Source organism: Absiella sp. AM29-15 (assembly GCF_003434225.1).
GTDB lineage: Bacteria > Bacillota_I > Bacilli_A > Erysipelotrichales > Erysipelotrichaceae > Hoskinsella > Hoskinsella hominis.
Genome location: NZ_QVFL01000016.1, coordinates 61,555 through 82,939, shown reverse-complemented (window position 1 = coordinate 82,939; position 21,385 = coordinate 61,555). Strand labels below are relative to the sequence as shown.

Below are 21,385 nucleotides of genomic sequence, written 5' to 3'. Positions count from 1 at the left end.
CACGTATGTATAATTGTAAAAGAAGCATATGTTTCTGTCAACAAAAACTTAGTATTTACTGATGATTGTATCCATATCCTGTTGTGAGATATGTTTTTCACGTACCATGGCAGATAATACCATTTTCTGTCTTTTTCTTGCGGCATCCTCATGATTGCTCAGCTGATAGTTGCTTGGTGATTGTGGCAATCCAGCCAAAAGACTTGCTTCATCCAATGTCAACTGATCTGGTGTTTTCCCAAAATATCCCATGCTTGCCTGATAGATACCCATGTGATTATCCCCATAATTGATAACATTTACATACAGTTCTAAGATTTCCTCTTTTGATAGCTCAGCTTCCAGATCATATGCTAAAAAGATTTCACTCATTTTACGAAGATATGATGGCTGATAATCGAAATATAGATTTTTTGCGAGCTGCTGTGTAATCGTAGAGCCTCCACCAACAATACCGCTGGCAAAGATGTTGTTCACAAGTGCGCGAGCCAATGAACGATAATCAACACCTTTATGCTGATAAAAGCGATGATCTTCAATGGAGATTGTTGCCTGAATCAGTGTTGGACTGATATCTTTTGTTTTCACATAGTCAGGCTTTTCTCGTATTTCTTTCACCTTTTCTTCAATGGATACATCCGATACAGCTTTCTTATAATTGACATATCCTACACCCACAAACAGGATACCTAATGTTAACAGTGCTACCAGAAACAGCAGCAGGATTCTTTTTATAATTTTCATCTTATCACCATTCCTGTGACCATTATAACATAATTTTTTTCAAAATAAGTAATCTTACACAAGTGTTATACAACAAGCCTTTATCTTACAAAAATGTAAAAGAAAACACGAATGATACACTCGTGTTTTTTTTAACGGTTTGAGTTAACTGATTTCATAATCTGCTTAATCTGGGCTTCACTAGGCTTTCTTCCCATCTGCAGGAACATTGCGCGAATCATCTTCTCATTAATTGGTGGGTTTTCCTTCAATTCTTTCTCAAATTTCTTTCTTGTGAAATAAAATCCTAAAAAACCTCCTACTACTAAACCAAGAAGCACATACATAATAGAAGTTAAAAAATTCATCTTCTGATTCCTCCTAACGCTGTATACATTTTACTATTTTTATGCGCACTTTACAACACTTTTTTGCTTTTATTCGCTAACTTCCATGATATGGCAGGGATAGATACGCATCAATAGTTCTAAAAACGGGTTCTTTAATGTATCTGCGTATACAATTCCATTTTGTAAATGAATACGACATGCACATTTTGGATGCATTTGTAATAATAAATCGTCCCCTTCTTCATAGATCGGTTCTTCAAAAAAGGATAAAGCGCTGTTTCTGATTTCATCTTTTTTTATTTGATCCAACATCATGGAACGTTGTGTATACGATAGTGTATTGACTTTATTCATGATATCCAGATGTTTCGAAAAGGTTGGAAAAAACTTTGAATGTACTGCATAAAATGTTACCATCTTCATCACCTAAGATAGAGTATATGCTCATAATATCGCAGAATATGTCGAAATTACGATGATTTTACATTCTTATTTGAATCCATATAGAGTTTATGAATCAATGTTTCTATTCTTTATAAAACAAGGGAGAAAACTTGTTCTCCCTTAATTTTTATCTGTGTAAATCAATATCTGAGAAATCAAATGTTTCTAATGTAGAAGCAATTGTTTTATCTTTGATTGTCACATTTTCTTTTGCCATACGAGCTTTTGCTTTTGGTGCACTTTCAATAGTAGCAGGACCACAAATACATCCACCAGTACATGCCATACCTTCTAAGATATCTGCATTGAAGCGATTAACCTTCATCATCAGCAGTGCTTTCTTACATTCTAAGCTTCCATCTGCATATTGTGCAACAAGTGTTTCTTCATCGCCACATTCTCCAGCTGCCTGTGCAACTGCTTTGGATACACCGCCTCCAATAGAGAAGTTACGTGCATAAAGACTTGCTGTATCGCTTTCTCTTGGTGTTACATTTTCAGCGGAAATATTCTTAGATACAAACATTGCACCTAATTCTTCAAATGTTAAGCAATAATCTACTTCTGTATCTAAAGTTTCCTGTTTTTTCGCAACACATGGTCCGATAAATACAACTTTTGCTTCTGGGTGGTTGTGTTTTAAATATCTTGTGATTGCCACCATTGGACTTACCATGTGAGATACGTTTGCTTCATATACTGTTGGGAAGTGCTGTTTTGCCATATTGACAAAAGCAGGACAACATGATGTTGTGATCTTCTTTCCTTCTTTTTTATGTGCGATAGCATCTTGTTTTTCATACCATGCAACAGCATCGGCACCGATTGCTGCTTCGTATACTTCTTCAAAGCCTAACATACGGATACTTTCCATAATCTGTGGAAGTGTCGCATTGTCAAACTGTCCCTGAATAGCAGGCGCAAAGATGGCGTACATTTTTGTACCTTTATTCAATTCATCAATCACTGGTACCATCCAGCTCATATCTTCAATTGCCCCAAATGGACATTTTGCCTGACATGCGCCACAGTTGATACATTTTTCTTCATCGATGACTGCATAATTGTGTTCATCCATACTGATTGCATCTACTGGACAGCTCTTCATACATGGACGCTGTGTTTCAACGATTGCATTAAATGGACATGCATTCTTACATGCGCCACATTCTTTACATTTGTCATAATCGATAAATGCGCGGTCATTTCCCATCTTGATCGCATCAAATTTACATGCGGATAAACATGCTTTTGCCATACATTTACGGCAGTTGTCTGTTACCTGAATCTTGTGGATACTACATCCATCACAAGCTGCTTCTAACACACGAACAATCTGACGTTCGTTGTTGTTTTCTACTGGTACCGGTGGCTTGCCCATCGCCATACGTGTACGTTCACGGATAATTTCCTTTTCCTTATAGATACAGCAGCGGAAATCTGCATGTTTGCCCGGAATCAACAGATTTGCTACCTCATCGCATACGTCTTCATTCAGTTTACCTTCAAATGCGCGCTTACTAACTTCTTTTAGTACATCGAATTTAAACTGTCTGGCTTCGTGATCAAATAATGACATAATTTCCTCCTCTTTTCTTACACAACCCTAACTTGTGTATTTTTTAGCAAGTCAATTATAGCATAGAAAATTATACAAAAAAAGCAACATTTCTAAATTTGCTGTTTTTTTATAGTTTTCTTTGGCTGATATTCTATATATAGGATACTGGCGAATATGAAAACGGCGCCAATGATCATTTGCACAGACATGACTTCATGTAAAATAAGGAAAGAAAAGATTGACGCAAACAAAGCTTCCATGGATAAAATCAGACTTGCCGTGTTTGCTGTCGTAAATTTTTGGGCATAGGTCTGAATCAAATATGCCAGCAACGTTGATACAAAAATCAAATATGCGATATTGCCGATTGCACTGGCATTCCAGCTTGCTGGTGGTGCTTCAAAGCACAAGGCACAAATCGTAGATAGGATTCCTGCTGTCAACATCTGCATTGCTGTCATGGCAATGGCATCTATATGAGCACTGTATCGTTCCAATGCAATGATATGCAAAGCAAAAAACAACGCACAGATCAAGGATAACAAATCCCCATAAGTCAACATCATTGCCTCTTTCTTTAACGTTAAAAGCGCTATACCAAACAAGCATACGATAGAAGCAATGATTTCCTTACGATTAGGTTTACGTTTCCATAAGAGCCATAATAAATAAGGCACAAACACCACATTGGTGGCTGTAAGAAATGCATTCTTGCTTGGCGTAGAATATTGTAACCCAAAGGTCTGAAAAGCAAATGCGAAAAATAAAAATACACCAGCTATGATTCCATGCTTTATATCTTTTCTGTTTAATCGTTTTAATTTAGGAAAACTGATCATGATGGGTAGGATACTGGCACCCATAAAACGAATCATCATTACATAAAATGGAGAAACACTATCTAATGCCCCTGCTGTTGCGATAAACCCGCCTCCCCATATGATGGTTACCGATACCAACATCAAATTGGCATACATCTTTTTCATATAAAAATACACCTCACATGGGTTTAATGATACAAAACATTTTCTTATTTTGCAAGTAATCCAGCCCTTTTCCATGCTGTTTTGTAACACTTTGGGACCTTTTTTCCAAATTCTTTTGAAATATCTTACTTCCCTCTTGTGCCGTTTTAAAATTATGGTAAAATAAACAAGTCAATAAAAACTAGCATGAGGTGAACAAAAAATGAAAGAGTTAGAAAGATATATACTGGAACATGGCGAAGCCCTTGGTGAGGATATCTTAAAGGTAGATGCTTTTTTGAATCATCAGATTGATCCAATGTTTATGATGGAGCTGGCAAAGGATTTAAAAGAGCATTTCAAAGATAAAAACATCAATAAGATCGTTACCATTGAAACAAGCGGGATTGCCCCTTCTGTTTTCTTAGGTTATTTATTAAACGTACCAGTTGTATATTTTAAGAAAAGTACCAGCAAGATTTTAAAAGATGCATTATATCAGACAAAGATCCATTCATTCACAAAGGATATTGATTATCAGATCAGCTGTTCAAAGAAATATCTGAATGAAAATGATCATGTCTTACTAATCGATGATTTTATGGCCAATGGAGAAGCATGTCTTGGTGCGATTGATTTGATCAAACAGGCAAATGCTACTGTAGAAGGCATTGGCATCGTCATTGAAAAAGCATTTCAGGATGGTCGTGCAAAAGTGGAAGCACAAGGCTATCAGGTATATGCACAGGCAAGAATTTCATCATTACATGATGGAGAAATCACATTTTGTGAATAAAATGAAAACTCAGCTGTGACTGAGTTTTTATTTTAGCTTTTGAAACATATCTTCATAAATGCTCTGTAAATCTTTTTTCTCCTGCTCATTCATCTTACGCTCATGAGCATCATGTCCATCGACTGTACCAACATGTCCTGCGACCACTTTGCCATCTTTTATGACTAACACAAATGGTACATAAATTTGATATTTTCCCTCATCATCCTGATTCATATAAGTGCTGGCATAAGAAATTAGTTCTTTTTTCTGATCAGGTGTATAGATCAATTCAGAATCATCATCTCTAGTTCTTACATAAGCAATCGATTGATTATGCTTTTTAGCTATATCATTTAATACAGGAATTGCCTCTATACACCATGGACATTTTGGATATCCCAAATAAAAGATACCGCTTTTCTTTTCTTTGATTGCTGTTAATAAGTGTGCCATGTCACTTTCTTCAAACATACTGTTTTTGGTATCAAAGTTTTCATATCCACTCATATCTGCCTTTTCCCCAAAGCCACAACCCTTGGAATCATCACAATATGTGGCATTGTGATCTTCTGGCTGTTTACTATTTGATGTAGAAGTAGAGCATCCACATAATAAAATCAATAATACACAAAGAAATGCTTTTTTCATACGTCACCTGCTTTCCTTACATGTACGAAAAGGTGAGTTATTACTCACCTAATAAACGAACCAATACTGCTTTTTGAGCATGCAGACGATTTTCTGCTTCATCAAAGATTTCATCTGCGTGTGCTTCAAATACTTTCTCTGTGATTTCTTCTTCACGATGGGCTGGTAAACAGTGCTGTACCATCGCATCAGGTTTTGCGACTTCCATAACAGCATCATTGATTTGATATTTGCCGCCAAAGATTTTCTTTCTTGTTTCTGCTTCGCCTTCTTCACCCATGCTAGCCCATACATCTGTCACGAGCACATCTGCATCCTTCGCAGCTTCTAACACATCCTGTGTCAAGGTGAAACGTCCGGTTGCTTTGGCACGCTCTACAATTTTTTCATCTGGTAAATATTCTAATGGGCATGCACATGCGACTTCCATACCTGCTAAAATACCACCATTGATCAATGAATTCGCCATATTATTGCCTGCGCCGATAAAGCACATCTTTAAACCTTCCAGTTTTCCTTTATGTTCACGAATTGTCTGTAGATCCGCAAGCACCTGACATGGATGCACATAATCAGTTAATCCATTGATGATAGGAATACTTCCATATTCAGCCAATTCTTCCAAATCACTTTGTTTATAGGTACGAATCATAATACCATCCAGATAACGACTTAATACACGGGCGGTATCTTTGATCGGTTCTCCTCTGCCTAACTGCATATCATTGGCATTTAAATAGATTCCCTGACCACCTAATTGTTTCATACCAACTTCAAATGAAACACGTGTTCTTGTGGATGATTTCGTAAAAATCATGCCCAGTACCTTATTTTTCAGATATGGGGTAAATACGCCTTCTTTTACTTCTTTTTTTAATTGATCTGCCAGATCCAGCAAGTCATATAATTCTTCCTTTGTTAAATCTGCCAGCGTCAGTAAATGTTTCATTTACGCTCCTCCTTTGGTTTCTTTCTTTTATATTACCATGCCTTTAATACTTCTTCCAGTATATCACAAGCTTTTTCTAATTGTTCATCTGTAATGATGAGTGGTGGCAGCATTCTTACTTTATCCTTTGCGGTCAAAAGCAATAAGCCTGAATCAATACATGCACGTACAACATCTATGGCACTTATACCATCTAATACGATACCACGCATCAATCCCAAACCATTTACACCGATGACATGTGGCATTTGTAAAGCACGTTTCTTGATATATTCCCCTTTACGTTTTACTTCATCAAATAATTCCTGATTCATATGGGATAAAACAACGTTAGCCCCAGCACATGCGACAGGATTTCCACCAAACGTTGTGCCATGATCCCCAGGACCAAAAACATCTTTTACTTTATCATTCAACAATACACCGCCAATTGGCAATCCATTGCCTAAGCCTTTGGCTGTTGTGACGATATCCGGCTGGATATCAAATTGTTCATATGCATATAAACTGCCACATCTTCCTATTCCAGTCTGTACCTCATCAATGATGAGTAAAATATCATTTTGTTGACAGATTTCTGCGACTTCCTTTACGAAGTCCTGATCTAATGGCAAAACGCCGCCTTCTCCCTGTATCAGCTCCATCATGATGGCACAGGTGTTTTTATTGATTTTTGATTTGACATCTTCAATATCATTGGCATTTGCATGAACAAAGCCTGGTGTAAAGGGATCAAAATGCTGATGGAAATGATCCTGACCTGTAGCTGAGAGGGTCGTGATCGTACGTCCATGGAAAGAATTTACAAGTGTCAATATTTCATAGTTTTTTTGTCCATATTTATCACTGGCATACTTTCTGGCAACCTTAATTGCACCTTCATTTGCCTCTGCCCCACTGTTCGCAAAAAACATTTTAGAAAAATGTGTCATATTACACAATTTTTCTGCGACCTGTGTATCAGGTTTTGAGTAATATAAGTTAGATACATGTTGCAGGCTAGTAGCCTGTTCACATACTGCCTTTACCCATTCCTCATTGCCAAATCCCAGGCAATTTACACCAATACCAGCTGTCATATCAATATATTCTTTTTCATTTTCATCATACAACAATGCACCAGAGCCATGTGTCAGTACAATATCAAATCTACCATAGGTGTGTGCAATATATGCATTATCATTCGCTTTTATCTGACTCATGTCTATCCCTCTTTCTTTTCAAACATTGTTCCAATACCTTCTTCAGATAATATTTCAATCAATAAGGAGTGTGGAACACGTCCATCAATGATAACGGCTTTCTTTACGGAATGGGTGATTGCTGTTTCACAGCATTCCACTTTTGGAATCATACCGCCACTGATGATACCGGCATCCTTTAAATAATGGATGTCTTCTACATAAATCTTTTGAATCAAAGATGTTTCATCTTTTGGATCACGTAGCACTCCTGGAATATCGCTGACCAAAATCATATTCTCTGCGCCCAGACAACCTGCCACGCTGGCAGCTGCGGTATCCGCATTGATATTATAAGAATGCCCATTTGTATCACATCCTACACTTGCGACAACCGGGATATAGCCTTTCTCAATTACATCTAATATTAATTGTGGATTGACGCCAGTAATCGCACCTACATAGCCTAAATCATCTCCAGGAAGTTTTTTCGCTGTGATCACATTTGCGTCCATACCACAAATACCGACTGCTTTCGCACCTTTTTGATTGATCAAAGATACTAAGTCTTTATTGGTTTTCCCTGCTAGTACCATCTGAACAATATCCATGGTTTCATCATCTGTATAACGAAGTCCGTTCACAAATTTCGATTCTTTTCCAATCTTGCCAAGCATCTTATTGATTTCAGGACCTCCACCATGTACCAATACAACATGGATACCGATTTCTGAAAGTAATACGATGTCCGTAATCACATTTTGTTTCAGTTCTTCATTTTTCATAGCATTGCCGCCATACTTTACCACAACGATCTTTCCACTGTATTTTTGTATGAATGGAAGTGCCTTGCTTAAGATCTCCGCTTTCTGTATTGCATCAATTTTCATATCGTTTTCCCTCTTTCTTTTACGTACGATAATCTCCATTGATTTTTACATAATCATACGTTAAATCACAACCCCATGCTGTTGCATATCCTTCACCCTGATGCATATCGATGAGTATATCGATTTCATCTTCTTCTAACACTTTAGCGGCATGGTCTTCATCAAAACCACAGCCACTGCCATTTACACAAACCGGAAGTTCTCCAGCTTCACTGGACAATGTTACATCGATTTTATCTACATCAAAGATTGCATCCGTATAGCCGATTGCACATAAAATTCTTCCCCAGTTGGCATCTTTTCCAAACATTGCTGCTTTGAATAATGAACTGGTGATAACACTTTTCGCAACTTTTTTTGCACAAGTAATATCTGGTGCCTGTTGTACAATACATGTCAACAGCTTGCTTGCACCTTCTCCATCTTTTGCAATGTTTCTTGAAATATCTACACAGATATCCATTAAAGCAGCTTTGAAAGCTTCATATGCTTCATTTTTTTCATCAATTACTTTATTTTTCGCCATACCATTGGCCATGATACACAACATATCATTGGTGGAAGTATCTCCATCCACACTTACCATATTAAAGGTATCATTGACAACTTCATGAACCACTTCATCTAACAATTCAGATGTGATTGCCACATCACTTGTTAAAAAGGCTAACATCGTTGCCATATTGGGATGGATCATGCCACTGCCTTTCGCCATACCACCAATACGGCATGTGACACCATCAATCATAAATTCTGTACAGAATTCTTTCTTGAAAGTATCCGTTGTCATAATGCCTTCACAAGCATCACTTCCCTTTTGATCAGAGATACCTGCACACAATTCATCCATATGCTGAACAAATGGATCCATGCTCATCGGTTCTCCAATGACACCCGTACTTGCGACAATAATATCCTCTGCTTTAATGCCAAGTGCTTTCGCACAAAGTTCACTCATGCCATTGGCAATTTCTACCCCATTGGCATTACAAGTATTGGCATTTCCACTGTTACAGATCATCGCCTGTGCAAGTCCATCTTTTAAATGTTCTTTGGTCACAAAGATGGGTGCCCCTTTAACCTTGTTTTGTGTATACGTAGCGGCAGCATTTGCCACGACTTCACTATAGATAACACTTAAATCTTTCTTTGTTTTATTTTTACGGATACCACAATGAATTCCATTGGCTTTAAACCCTTTTGGAAAACAGATACCGTTCTTCCTATATTGACTCATAAATTTCCATTCCTTTCCTAGAAGGATGGCGCTACCATCTTTAACCCCATACCTTCATCTAAATCAAACAGGATATTCATATTCTGAATTGCCTGTCCTGCCGCACCTTTTACCATATTATCTATGGCAGATACAATAATTGCCCGATTGCTTCTTTCATCCAAATGGATGGATACATCACAATAATTTGAATATTTGATATACTTTAAGTCTGCCGTTTTTCCTAAAGGAAGGACACGGACAAACTGTTCATTTGCGTAAAACTGTTCATATAAGACATGAAGCTCTTCTACCTTCATCGTTTCTTTTAAATCCACATACATCGTTGAGATGATTCCACGATTGATTGGAAGTAAATGTGGAGTAAAATTAATCAATACATCCTCATCGCACAATCTAGATAATGTTTGTTCAATCTCTGGGGTATGACGATGAGATGCGATTTTATAAGGCGCAAAAGATTCATTACAACGAGGAAAATGCGTTGTTTCACTTAAACTTTTTCCTGAACCTGTTGTACCGCTTTTTGAATCAATGATGATATGCTTGCAATCCGCAAGTTTTGCTTTCATGATTGGCGCTAAGCCTAGTGCCACACTTGTTGGATAACAGCCTGGATTCCCAATGATTTTTTTCCCTTTGATATCTTCTCGGAATAATTCAGGCAATCCATAAACACTTTCCTTATGCAACGCAGAATCATGATAATCCAGTCCATACCACATCGCATAATCTTCTTCTTTATCCAAACGAAAGTCCGCCCCTAAATCGATAAATATTTTATCGGCATCAAAACATTTACGTGCTAGTTTTTCACTTAAACCATGAGGAAGTGAGGCAAATACGACATCACTTGCCGCAATAACACTATCTTCATCCTGAAATACCATATCACATATCTGATAAAAGCCAGGATATAAATCACTAATCTTTTGTCCGGTATATGATTTAGAACTGATGCCGCTTACTTCCACCATAGGATGATTCCATAATAAACGAACCAATTCTGCTCCAGCATAGCCACTTGCTCCAATTACTCCTGCCTGTATCTTCTTCATCTTACATTTCTCCCAACTTTGTTTTTACCTGTTCAATGTGTGCCTTCACAGTTTGCGGTGCTGGTCCTCCCTTGACCACACGCATATTTACACATGTATCCAGGCTGATTGCTTCAAATATATCTTCTTCAAACAGCTCATTTACCTGTTTGTATTCTTCTAAACTTAATGTTTCCAATGTTTGATTATGATCTTGACAATAGCTGACTAGCGCACCGATACAGCGATAGGCATCACGAAACGGCATACCTTTCTTCGTTAGATAATCCGCACAATCTGTCGCATTGATAAATCCTTTACTAGCTGCATTACGCATATTATCTTTTAAGATACGTGATGTTTCCAGCATTGGTGTAAAGGTTGTTAAACACAAATTCACAGTATCGATTGCATCAAACAAAGCTTCTTTATCTTCCTGCATATCTTTATTGTATGCCAAAGGAATCCCTTTCATCATCGTTAATAAAGTTGTTAAATCCCCATATACACGTCCGGTTTTACCACGAATCAATTCCGCTACATCTGGATTTTTCTTCTGTGGCATAATAGAACTGCCAGTCGCAAATGCATCATCCAACTCCATAAATTTATATTCCCAAGAACACCATAAAATGATTTCTTCACTGAATCTTGATAAATGCATCATGACCATAGACAAATCACTTGCTGTTTCAATACAGAAATCACGATCACTGACACCATCCAGTGAATTCATGGATACAGATTGAAAGCCAAGCTCCTTACATACCATATCACGATTGATGGGATACGTTGTTGTCGCAAGTGCGCCACTGCCAAGTGGTAGTACTTCCACTCGTTTCTTTGCTTCTTTTAATCGCTCAATATCACGTAGAAACATTTCCGCATAAGCCATGATATGGTGCGCAAATGTAATTGGCTGCGCTCTTTGTAGATGGGTGTATCCTGGCATGATCGTTTCTGTATGTTCACTTGCTTTATCAACAATCACCTGAATCAGATCTTTAATATTTTCAATCACTTCATCAATAGCATCACTTGTATATAAACGTGTATCAAGTGCTACCTGATCATTACGAGAACGTGCTGTATGAAGACGTTTTCCAGCATCATGAATACGCTTTGTTAATTCACTTTCCATAAACATATGAATATCTTCTGCCATAGGATCAATCAATAACGTTCCATCTTCAATATCCTTTTTGATGGTTAACAGACCTTCTTCAATTGCTTGTGCATCTTCCATAGAAATAATTCCCTGTTTTCCCAACATATGTGCATGGGCAATACTGCCTTTGATATCCTGTGCATACATACGATGATCAACGGAAATACTGGAATTAAAATCATTCAATCTTTGATCTGCGGCCTTCTTAAATCTTGCGTCCCATAAACTCATGCAGTGCTCCTCCTTTATTTTGATTGGTGGATCAGGTATCTAATCTGACCAGATCCACCAAAGCTTTATTTCGATAATTTAAATCTTCCCGGATATAAAATCCCTGTTGCTGCCAGAAACCATTTCCGGTTTCGTTCGTTTTAAAAACGACCAATGCTACTTTATTTATTCCTTCATTTTTCAAAGCATCACAAGCATGTTTTGTTAATGAAGAAGCGATTCCCTGATGACGATATGATGTAGCAACTGCAGTATGATAGATAAAACCTCTTCTGCCATCATGTCCACTCATGATCACACCAACGATTTTTTCGTTATCTTTTGCGATGAAACATGTATTGGGATTTCTTAATAAGAAAGTTTTTATTCCTTCATAAGAATCATCTACATCATTTAATCCCATCCCTGGAGTAGATATCCATAACTGATATACACCTTCATAGTCATCCATACACATCTTTGTGATTGTCATTAAAAGCTCCTATTTTTTAGTTTTCGCATCCATCTGGGCTTTTACCTTGATAGGTAGACCATATAGATTAATGAAGCCTGCAGAATCATTTTGATCATAAGAGTCATCTTCTCCAAAACTTGCAATTTGTTCAGAGTATAAAGTATAAGGACTATTCATACCTGCAGGAATGATATTTCCTTTATAAAGTTTTAATTTTACTTCTCCAGTTACAGTTTCACTTGTTTTATCCACAAATGCGCTTAATGCTTCTCTTAATGGTGTAAACCATTGTCCATCATACAACAGTTCACCAAATTTCTGAGCAACGCCTTGTTTGTAGTGCTGTGTTGCTTTATCCAGACAGATGGTTTCCAACAGCTCATGTGCTTTATAAAGAATTGTTCCACCTGGAGTTTCATATACACCACGTGATTTCATACCAACAAGTCTGTTTTCTACCATATCGATAATACCGATACCATTAGCACCACCGATTTCATTTAATTTTTTCACCATGGCCTGTCCGCCAAGTTTTTCACCATTTAATGCCACAGGAATACCTTTTTCAAATGTTAATGTAATATAAGTTGGTGTATCTGGTGCTTTTTCAGGCGTAACACCCATTTCTAAAATCTTATCATACATTGGTTCATTCATAGGATCTTCTAAATCCAACCCTTCGTGGCTTAAGTGCCATAAGTTCTTATCTTTAGAGTAGTTAGTTTCTCTGTTGATTTTTAATGGAATGTTGTGACTTTCTGCATAATCGATTTCTTCATCTCTTGATTTGATATCCCATTCACGCCATGGTGCGATGATTGGCATATCAGGAGCAAATGCTTTGATTGCTAATTCAAAACGTACCTGGTCATTTCCTTTCCCTGTACATCCATGACAGATGGCATCTGCACCTTCTTTTAATGCGATTTCCACAAGCTTTTGACCAATCAAAGGTCTTGCGAATGCTGTACCTAACAGATAAACACCTTCATAAACCGCATTGGCTTTCATACATGGATAGATATAATCTTCAACGAATTCATCTTTTAAATCCAGAATATACAGCTTGCTGGCACCTGTTGCAATCGCTTTTTCTTCCAGACCATCTAATTCTGATTCCTGTCCAACATCGGCAGATACTGCTACAACTTCACAGTTGTTGTAGTTTTCTTTCAGCCAAGGAATGATAATTGATGTATCAAGTCCTCCAGAATATGCAAGTATTACTTTCTTAATGTCTTCTTTTTTCATGTTCTTCAACCTCTTTCTTTCTCTTTTTTTGTTTATCAAACATCTTTCAGTTTCATGAGTGGTGATATAAAAAACGTCTCTGGATAAATATATCCAGAGACGTATAGTTGCTTCACCTTACGCGGTACCACTCTAGTTGCCATGTTTTCATGACCTCTTTTTCATAACGCTGAAACATGCGTCCTGTGATACTTGTTTCCCACAGGCTCTCCAGAGTGCGTTTCTTCCTAAGCTTCCCTTCAGGCTTTCACCAATCCCCGACTCGCTTTGCTTTCCATTTAGGAATACTCTCTCTTTCCACGATTTATGGTTACATCATACTCCTTTGAAAATGACTTGTCAACACAAAATTACATTATTTTCATAATTTCTGTAAAATATTTCAAAACAATTTGTTTCATTGTTTCAGCAGAAAGACTTTGACATTCAATTTTGGTTCGCTTACAATCTTAGTAAGGAGGTGCTTTCTATGAATTTTATTTTTATATCCCCTAATTTTCCTGAAAGCTACTGGCTGTTTTGTCAGGGATTAAAAAACAACGGCGTAAATGTACTTGCCATTGGCGATACCGCTTATGCCAATCTGACAACCAATCTGAAAAACTCGATCAATGACTATTATCAAGTTTCCTCACTGGAAAATTATGATGAAGTCATGCGCGGTGTTGCCTGTTTCATTCATAAACATGGAAGAATCGACTGGATTGAATCTAACAATGAATACTGGCTTTCCCTAGATGCACGATTACGTAAAGATTTTAATATACAGCATGGAATTACGATCGATCATATTGATGAATACCAAAGCAAAATCAAAATGAAAGAATATTATGCGAAAGCCGGAATCAAGACTGCCCGTTATGAAATGGCAAGTGATGAAGCCCATGCCATCGCATTTGCGAATATGGTAGGTTATCCAATCATTATCAAACCCAATGTCGGTGTTGGTGCCAATCACACGTATAAGTTAAAGAATGAAGATGAAATCAAGGCATTCTTTGCTCATCCGATGAATGAACCATATCTGATGGAAGAATATATCAAAGGTATCTGTTTCTCATTTGATGGCATCGCCAACAGTCAAAAAGATATCCTGTTTATGACATCACATCAATATACCGAAAGTATCATGGATGCAGTCAATGAACATAAAAGCATTGGATGCTATTCTTATAAGACGATTCCTGATGATATTCTGGATGCTGGTACACGTGCAGTAAAGGCATTTGATACAAGAAATCGTTTCTTCCACTTTGAGTTCTTCCGTTTATTAGAAGATCAGCCAAACGTAGGAAAACAAGGCGATATCATTGGCTTGGAGGTTAATATGCGACCACCAGGAGGATTTTTACCTGACATGATCAATTATGCTAATGATGTAAATGTTTACCAGCTATGGGCAGATATGATCGTACATGATGCAATCCACTATCACTTTGAACGTAAATATTCCAGCTGCTTTATCGGGCGAAGAGATCAAATAGCATATGCACACAGCATTGAAGATATCAAAGCTGCCTATAACGCAAATATTTTAATGATACAAAGATTACCTGAAGCGTTGGCTTCTGCAATGGGCGATGAAGTCATCGTTGCTCGTTTCCCTAGTGAAAAAGATGTATTATTATTCCTGCATTATGCAGAAGAAACAAAAGCAGATATCGAATAGATTTCTGCTTTCATCGTAAAAAGAGATTTCAAAAATGATTTACAGATAATCATTTTTTGAAATCTCTTATTTTATTATAAAGCAGCATCAAATACAGCTTTAATTTTATCTTTTGTGGCTGCGCCTTCATGTTTCTTGATACCATCCACAAAATACGTTGGCACATACCAGTAATCCAATGTATCAGCCAGTTGTGGCTGTTCACTTTCTTCAATATATGTAATATTTATATCCTGATAAACCGGCTGCTCCTGTTTCAATTCTTCCATCCAGTTCATTGCCTGTTTACAATATGGACAGCCTTTTAAATACATCATGGTAATCTTTTTCATATCCTTATCACCTCACACATACACTATAGCATACCCCAAACTTTGAAACAATGATGATGCTTTATCAAAGTATAAGAAAATTTTATGTTACTGATCTTTTATCTTGTGGTATAATTACAACAATGTTATTTGAGGTGAATAAAATGGTTGAAAAAAAAGAGGTTTCTATTTCCTGTTTCGATACAATGCGTATGCTGCATATCTATACGCCGAAGGGATATCCAAAGGGCAGGAAGAAATATCCTGTTTTGTATATGTATGATGGACATAATCTGTTTTTTGATGAAGATGCCACCTATGGTAAAAGCTGGGGTTTAGCTGATTATCTGGATTCTCAGAATATGGATATCATCGTTGTTGGAATTGAATGCAATCATGAAGGCAATATGCGATTGGAAGAATTTTCTCCTTATGATTTTGAAGATGCGTATATTGGACATATTCATGGTCGTGGTGATCAATTGATGGAATGGGTCGTACATGAATTAAAGCCATGGATTGACAGTACATATCGTACAAAGAAAAGCCGTTCTTATACCGGTATCGCCGGCAGCAGTATGGGTGGTTTAATGGCACTTTATACTATTCTTCATCATAACGATACATTCTCTATGGCAGGTTGTTTTTCAAGTTTTTTATATCCTGTCATGGAAGATTTAAAAAAGGAATTGCATGCCTGTAGCTTAAAGGAAAGCCGCATTTTCCTATCTTGGGGAACAGATGAATTCCGTTCAAAGACTGCACTTGCTTATGGTACTGATCGAAATCTTTATATCACACAGCAATTACTACAAAAAGGCGCTGATGTTTTCCCTTATCAGCACATCAAAGGGAAACATAATGAGGCAAGCTGGGAAAAAGAATTGCCAATTGCGCTTCCTTTCTTATTCGAAGAATAAAGACGATGTTTGATACACCGTCTTTTTTCATAGATATTGTTTTACTTCCTCATATAAATATAGCTAAATCTTTGGATATTATCAAAAAGAATTCATTGTTTCATTCCACGTTTATGGAATATCTTAAAAGGTAGTAATCAAAGCTGTAAGTTTCATTAAATTCTTGATATTCTCCTGGTATTTTAAACGTTGTTCTTTGTTTATGACATTCCTATATCCATCCAAAATGTTTCATTGCTTCATAAATGCCATCCTGATCACTGTCTTTTGTGACATAATCTGCAACATCCTTTACTTCATCAATGGCATTTCCCATCGCAATCGAAAAAGCTGCCACCTGAAACATCTTTATATCATTTCTGCCATCTCCAAACACAACCACATCTTCATGCTTCCCTTTTAGCTGTTTTATCATATCTCGAATACCTTCATCTTTATGATCAGGCTCTATGATACAGGAATTGGGATGATAACGCATGGGCAAAGGATATTTATGAAAAACATCCAGTGTCTTTTCCCTGCCTGCAGGCATTGCGATGATGATACGTTCAAATTGGGGAAACTGATGATAATCGATATTCTCAATGATTTCTAAATCACCAATACATGGATCTCCATACAGATCCTTTGTAAAGCGATTATTGTGGGTAATGCGTTTTAAGGAATCCTCCACAGAAACACAAAAACTGATATCTTTTTTCAGACATTCATCAATGACTGCCAAACTAAATGCACGATCTAATGATGTATGCCGGATACACTTATGATTTACATATAAATCATTTCCACCATTACAGACCAAATGTTCAATACCTACTTCTTCAGCGACTGCTTTCGTGAAATAATAAGGGCGTCCTGTCGCAATAGCAACAAAATGGCCTTGTTGCTTCGCTAATTGAACCGCTTTTTTTGTACTATTTGGCACCAATCCGTTTTTTACGCTAGTAAGTGTGCCGTCAATATCAAAGAAAAAATATTTTTTCTGCATAGATTAGCCTTTGACCAGTTTTGTAAAATCAGCTAAAAAGGCATCCACATCTTCTTGTTTTGTTGCCCACGATGTCACAAAACGCATGGCAGTCGTATGTTCATCCATTTCTTCCCATACCTGAAATGCATAATCTTTTTGTAATTTTTCAATCAACTGATTATCTAAAATCGGAAATATTTGGTTTGTTGTTGTTTCAATAAAGAAAGATACACCAAGCTTTTTCATTTCTGACTGCATTTTTTGTGCTAATTCATTGGCATGTTTAGCACTTGGCAAATATAATCCCTGTTCAAACAGAACCTGAAACTGTGTTCCCAACAGCCACCCTTTTGCCAGCATTCCACCACGCTGTTTGATCATATAGCGAAAATTCTTTTTTAAATCATCATTCACGATAACAACAGCTTCTCCAAACAGGGCACCATTCTTTGTTCCGCCAATATAGAAAACATCGCAATATTTGCATAAATCATCAAATTCTACATCGTTATCCTCTGCTGTTAATGCGGCACCAAGTCTTGCGCCATCCATAAACAGATATAATCCAAGTTCATCACAAACATCACGTAATGCCTGTAATTCTTCTTTATGATAAATCGTTCCAATTTCTGTCGCATTGGAAATATAAATCATGGCTGGTTTTACCATATGTTCATCTTCATGTTTTTTTACTGCTTTACGTATACCTTCAACACTTAACTTTCCATCATTTCCATCTGCAATCACAACTTTATGACCAGTCGCTTCAATAGAACCTGTTTCATGCACATTGATATGTCCACTGTCCACTGCAATTACTGCCTCATAAGGGCGCAGGATTGATGAGATCACTGTAAGATTTGCCTGTGTTCCCCCTACTAAGAAATGGATATCACAATCTTCATACTCTAATACTTCTTTGATTGCTTTCTTCGCTGCAAAACAGCATTCATCTTCACCATATCCTACATGTTGTGTCATATTGGATTCTACAAGTGCCTCGATAATTTCCGGACACGCACCTTCACTGTAATCATTTCTAAAACTTATCATACAAATTCACTCCTCTACATTTTCTTCCATTATATCGCAAACAGACAAAAAAATACAGCCGGTTTTCTTACCAGCTGTACTTTTATCAGCACCGTTCTTCCATTATAATTTTTTACCTGCATGCTACCTACAATATCTTACGATTTTAACCAACATGTCCAACATGAACGATTACTGATTTCAGCACTTCTGCCAGGCTGATCTCTAAGACAAGGGGATATCTCCACCAACCCTTACAAAGTGCCATATATCAACACTCTCATCAAGTGTGATATGCGATTTCTGTTGTTACAAGTATATTATAAGATATAAATGTGATTTGTAAATCCTTTTGGAAAAATAAGCAGATAAATGGAATATTTTGTTTCTATCTCGTGTTTAGGCATTGAAAACTAAAACAAAAGTATGGTAGAATAGTGCGGATATAAAACAATAAGGAGGAGCATCATGATATTATCAGATAAGACATTATTTGAAATGATAGAAGCAGACACGTTACAAATCAGCCCATTGGAAAAACATCAGATACAGCCTGCTAGTGTCGATATTCGTTTGGGAAACACATTCAGTATTGTTGAAGATTTACCTTCCGGTATCATTAATCTGGAGGATGAAATACCTTATAAAACCATTGTTACGGATACATATATCTTACTACCTAACCAGTTTGTGCTGGCAACCACCATGGAGTATTTTCATTTACCTGATGATTTAACTGCCTTTGTGGAAGGTAGAAGTTCTTTAGGTCGTATGGGATTATTTATCCAAAATGCTGGCTGGGTCGATCCTGGATTCCATGGAGAAATCACATTAGAACTATATAACGCCAATCGCTGTGCGATTGAATTAAAAGCTGGCAGAAGAATTGGTCAGCTGGTATTCGCTAAAATGGATAGTCCTGCAATTCATCCTTATCAGGGTAAATATCAGGGGCAAAAAGGTGCAACTGGTTCTAGAGTATATTTGGATATGGAGAAACAAAGATAAGAAAAGGACATAGACAGATTTCTCACTGTTTATGTCCTTTTATATTAGTTATTTAATAAACCCATAACTTCTGGAACAAAAATTCTTTCATCCATTGTTTTCAGGTTTTCAGCGATAGCTGGTTTAAATTCCATCTGGCCCAATACATCTTTTTCTAGATCCACACCAGGTGCAATTTCAGTTAATGTCAAGACACCGTCAATCAGTTCAAATACAGCACGTTCTGTGATATAAAGAACTTTCTGACCAGTTTCTTTTGCATATTCAGCAGAGAATGTGATCTGTTCAACATCCTGTTTGAATTTCTTGACACGACCTTCCTGAAGAATATTCAGTTTACCATCTTTTACTTCTACCTTTAAACCACCTGCGGTAAATGTCCCACAGTATACAACAACTGGTGAAGTCTGTGTGATGTTGATAAATCCACCACATCCGGCAATTTTTGGTCCAAAACGTGATACGTTGATATTACCAAAGCGATCACATTCCGCAAGTCCTAAGAATGCTTCACCAAGTCCACCACCATCATAGAAGTCAAACTGATATGGCTGATCAATGATAGCATCAGGATTTGTACATGTTCCAAAAGCAGTACCAGCATTTGGTACACCACCGATTCCGCCAGCTTCAACTGTTAATTTCAATCCTGGTAAGCCTTCTTCATTGGCAACATTTGCGATACCTTCTGGCATACCGATACCTAAGTTGATGATTGCGGATGGATCAAGTTCCATTGTTGCACGACGACAAATGACCTTACGTTCATTTAAAGGCATAGGTGGAATAGAATCCACAGGTACCTTTACTTCCCCACTCAATGCAGGATTATACTGTTCAGCATATGTCTGCATGTGGTTTTCTGGACGTGATACAACGATACCATCTACATAGATTCCAGGAATCTTTACTTTACGTGGATCTAATGTACCATTAGCAACTACTTTTTCAACCTGTAGCAATACAATACCACCAGAGTTTTTCGCTGCCTGTGCAATAGATAAAGAATCCAGTGTTGCGGCTTCTTTTTCCATTGTCGCATTTCCATCTTCATCACAATAAGTAGCACGAATCAATGCAACATTTAATGGGAATGATTTATACAATAACCATTCTTCTCCATGAAGATTTACTAATTCTACCAAATCTTCTTTAGAGCGTTCATTCATCTTTGCACCTTCAATACGAGGGTCAACGAATGTTTTTAAACCGATTTTTGTGAATGTACCAGGACGGTGTCCGGCAATATCACGGAACATCAATGAAATCGTTCCAAGTGGAAGGTTGTATCCTTCTACCTTATTTTCAAATACCAGTTTCTGAAGCTTAGGAATTAATCCCCAGTGTCCACCAATGATACGTTTTAACAGTCCTTCATGACCTAACTTGTTTAGCCCAAGTTTATCTGTTCCATCTCCGATACCAGCTGAAAACATAATTGTCAAATTGTTTGGATGACCAGTTTTCAAGAAAGATTCTTCGATACCAACAGAGAATTCCTGTGGATGTCCACAACCAATGAAACCACCAATACCTACAGCAGCTCCATCAGGAATCATAGCGACTGCCTGTTCTAAACTTATTACCTTACCCAAATCCAATTACCTC

The 21,385-nt window shown here is 37.2% G+C and carries 22 protein-coding genes and 1 other annotated feature; of the genes, 4 read left to right on the top strand and 18 right to left on the bottom strand.

Annotation, left to right across the window (positions count from 1 at the left end; all coding sequences use genetic code 11):
• Positions 1-48: 48 nt before the first annotated feature.
• The 5 genes from DW761_RS15545 to DW761_RS15525 form a co-directional block, all read right to left on the bottom strand.
• Complete coding sequence (locus DW761_RS15545) at positions 49-744, bottom strand: transglycosylase domain-containing protein (protein ID WP_117453711.1); 696 nt, start codon at positions 742-744, stop codon at positions 49-51.
• Between the two features lie 131 nt (positions 745-875).
• Complete coding sequence (locus tag DW761_RS15540; protein ID WP_117453712.1) at positions 876-1,091, bottom strand: YneF family protein; 216 nt, start codon at positions 1,089-1,091, stop codon at positions 876-878.
• Positions 1,092-1,160: 69 nt separating this feature from the next.
• On the bottom strand, positions 1,161-1,490 hold the full coding sequence (locus DW761_RS15535) for a hypothetical protein (protein WP_117518678.1): 330 nt from the start codon (positions 1,488-1,490) through the stop codon (positions 1,161-1,163).
• A gap of 154 nt (positions 1,491-1,644) precedes the next feature.
• Complete coding sequence (locus tag DW761_RS15530) at positions 1,645-3,096, bottom strand: 4Fe-4S dicluster domain-containing protein (protein WP_117518677.1); 1,452 nt, start codon at positions 3,094-3,096, stop codon at positions 1,645-1,647.
• Between the two features lie 92 nt (positions 3,097-3,188).
• Entirely contained in the window at positions 3,189-4,064 is an 876-nt protein-coding gene (locus tag DW761_RS15525) for a DMT family transporter (RefSeq protein WP_117518676.1), read from the bottom strand.
• Positions 4,065-4,266: 202 nt separating this feature from the next.
• Between DW761_RS15525 and DW761_RS15520 the strand changes: the two genes are divergently transcribed.
• A complete protein-coding gene (locus DW761_RS15520; RefSeq protein WP_117453716.1) occupies positions 4,267-4,839 on the top strand; it encodes a xanthine phosphoribosyltransferase in 573 nt (190 codons plus the stop codon).
• A gap of 27 nt (positions 4,840-4,866) precedes the next feature.
• On the opposite strand, the gene DW761_RS15515 is transcribed toward DW761_RS15520, so the two are convergent.
• The 9 genes from DW761_RS15515 to DW761_RS15475 are packed head-to-tail and all read right to left on the bottom strand — an operon-like array spanning position 4,867 to position 13,867.
• Complete coding sequence (locus DW761_RS15515; protein ID WP_117518675.1) at positions 4,867-5,469, bottom strand: TlpA family protein disulfide reductase; 603 nt, start codon at positions 5,467-5,469, stop codon at positions 4,867-4,869.
• Positions 5,470-5,509: 40 nt separating this feature from the next.
• Positions 5,510-6,418 carry an ornithine carbamoyltransferase gene (gene argF, locus DW761_RS15510; RefSeq protein WP_117518674.1) on the bottom strand — a complete coding sequence of 303 codons (909 nt, stop codon included), beginning with the start codon at positions 6,416-6,418 and terminating at the stop codon, positions 5,510-5,512.
• A 32-nt stretch (positions 6,419-6,450) separates the two neighbouring features.
• The gene (locus tag DW761_RS15505) at positions 6,451-7,620 is read right to left on the bottom strand and encodes an aspartate aminotransferase family protein (protein WP_117518673.1); all 1,170 of its coding nucleotides are present in this window, start codon (positions 7,618-7,620) and stop codon (positions 6,451-6,453) included.
• 2 nt (positions 7,621-7,622) lie between these two features.
• Positions 7,623-8,489: an acetylglutamate kinase gene (argB, locus tag DW761_RS15500; RefSeq protein WP_117453720.1), complete on the bottom strand. Its 867-nt coding sequence runs from the start codon at positions 8,487-8,489 to the stop codon at positions 7,623-7,625.
• A 19-nt stretch (positions 8,490-8,508) separates the two neighbouring features.
• A complete protein-coding gene (argJ, locus tag DW761_RS15495) occupies positions 8,509-9,726 on the bottom strand; it encodes a bifunctional glutamate N-acetyltransferase/amino-acid acetyltransferase ArgJ (protein WP_117518672.1) in 1,218 nt (405 codons plus the stop codon).
• Positions 9,727-9,743: 17 nt separating this feature from the next.
• Positions 9,744-10,784 (bottom strand): N-acetyl-gamma-glutamyl-phosphate reductase, encoded by a 1,041-nt coding sequence (gene argC / locus DW761_RS15490; RefSeq protein ID WP_117518671.1) that lies wholly within the window; start codon positions 10,782-10,784, stop codon positions 9,744-9,746.
• Between the two features lies 1 nt (position 10,785).
• Complete coding sequence (gene argH, locus DW761_RS15485; protein WP_117518670.1) at positions 10,786-12,162, bottom strand: argininosuccinate lyase; 1,377 nt, start codon at positions 12,160-12,162, stop codon at positions 10,786-10,788.
• A gap of 31 nt (positions 12,163-12,193) precedes the next feature.
• On the bottom strand, positions 12,194-12,634 hold the full coding sequence (locus tag DW761_RS15480) for a GNAT family N-acetyltransferase (RefSeq protein ID WP_117518669.1): 441 nt from the start codon (positions 12,632-12,634) through the stop codon (positions 12,194-12,196).
• Positions 12,635-12,643: 9 nt separating this feature from the next.
• Positions 12,644-13,867, bottom strand: coding sequence for an argininosuccinate synthase (locus tag DW761_RS15475; protein ID WP_117453725.1), 1,224 nt, complete (start codon positions 13,865-13,867; stop codon positions 12,644-12,646).
• A 92-nt stretch (positions 13,868-13,959) separates the two neighbouring features.
• Positions 13,960-14,176, bottom strand: a binding site (T-box leader).
• A 160-nt stretch (positions 14,177-14,336) separates the two neighbouring features.
• Between DW761_RS15475 and DW761_RS15470 the strand changes: the two genes are divergently transcribed.
• The gene (locus DW761_RS15470; RefSeq protein ID WP_117453726.1) at positions 14,337-15,536 is read left to right on the top strand and encodes an ATP-grasp domain-containing protein; all 1,200 of its coding nucleotides are present in this window, start codon (positions 14,337-14,339) and stop codon (positions 15,534-15,536) included.
• A 74-nt stretch (positions 15,537-15,610) separates the two neighbouring features.
• Here DW761_RS15470 and DW761_RS15465 read toward each other — a convergent pair whose 3' ends face one another.
• Positions 15,611-15,868 carry a glutaredoxin family protein gene (locus DW761_RS15465; RefSeq protein ID WP_117518668.1) on the bottom strand — a complete coding sequence of 86 codons (258 nt, stop codon included), beginning with the start codon at positions 15,866-15,868 and terminating at the stop codon, positions 15,611-15,613.
• A gap of 143 nt (positions 15,869-16,011) precedes the next feature.
• Here DW761_RS15465 and DW761_RS15460 point away from each other — a divergent pair, with 143 nt between their 5' ends.
• Positions 16,012-16,767, top strand: coding sequence for an alpha/beta hydrolase (locus tag DW761_RS15460; RefSeq protein ID WP_117453728.1), 756 nt, complete (start codon positions 16,012-16,014; stop codon positions 16,765-16,767).
• Positions 16,768-16,978: 211 nt separating this feature from the next.
• On the opposite strand, the gene DW761_RS15455 is transcribed toward DW761_RS15460, so the two are convergent.
• Together DW761_RS15455 and DW761_RS15450 are read right to left on the bottom strand one after the other, a co-directional pair.
• Positions 16,979-17,755, bottom strand: coding sequence for an HAD family hydrolase (locus tag DW761_RS15455; RefSeq protein ID WP_117518667.1), 777 nt, complete (start codon positions 17,753-17,755; stop codon positions 16,979-16,981).
• 3 nt (positions 17,756-17,758) lie between these two features.
• Complete coding sequence (locus DW761_RS15450; RefSeq protein WP_117453730.1) at positions 17,759-18,790, bottom strand: threonine aldolase family protein; 1,032 nt, start codon at positions 18,788-18,790, stop codon at positions 17,759-17,761.
• A gap of 447 nt (positions 18,791-19,237) precedes the next feature.
• Between DW761_RS15450 and dcd the strand changes: the two genes are divergently transcribed.
• Positions 19,238-19,777 carry a dCTP deaminase gene (gene dcd / locus DW761_RS15445; RefSeq protein ID WP_117453731.1) on the top strand — a complete coding sequence of 180 codons (540 nt, stop codon included), beginning with the start codon at positions 19,238-19,240 and terminating at the stop codon, positions 19,775-19,777.
• 44 nt (positions 19,778-19,821) lie between these two features.
• Here the strand turns inward: dcd and DW761_RS15440 are convergent, their stop codons facing one another.
• Entirely contained in the window at positions 19,822-21,372 is a 1,551-nt protein-coding gene (locus DW761_RS15440; protein ID WP_117453732.1) for an acyl CoA:acetate/3-ketoacid CoA transferase, read from the bottom strand.
• Positions 21,373-21,385 lie beyond the last annotated feature (13 nt).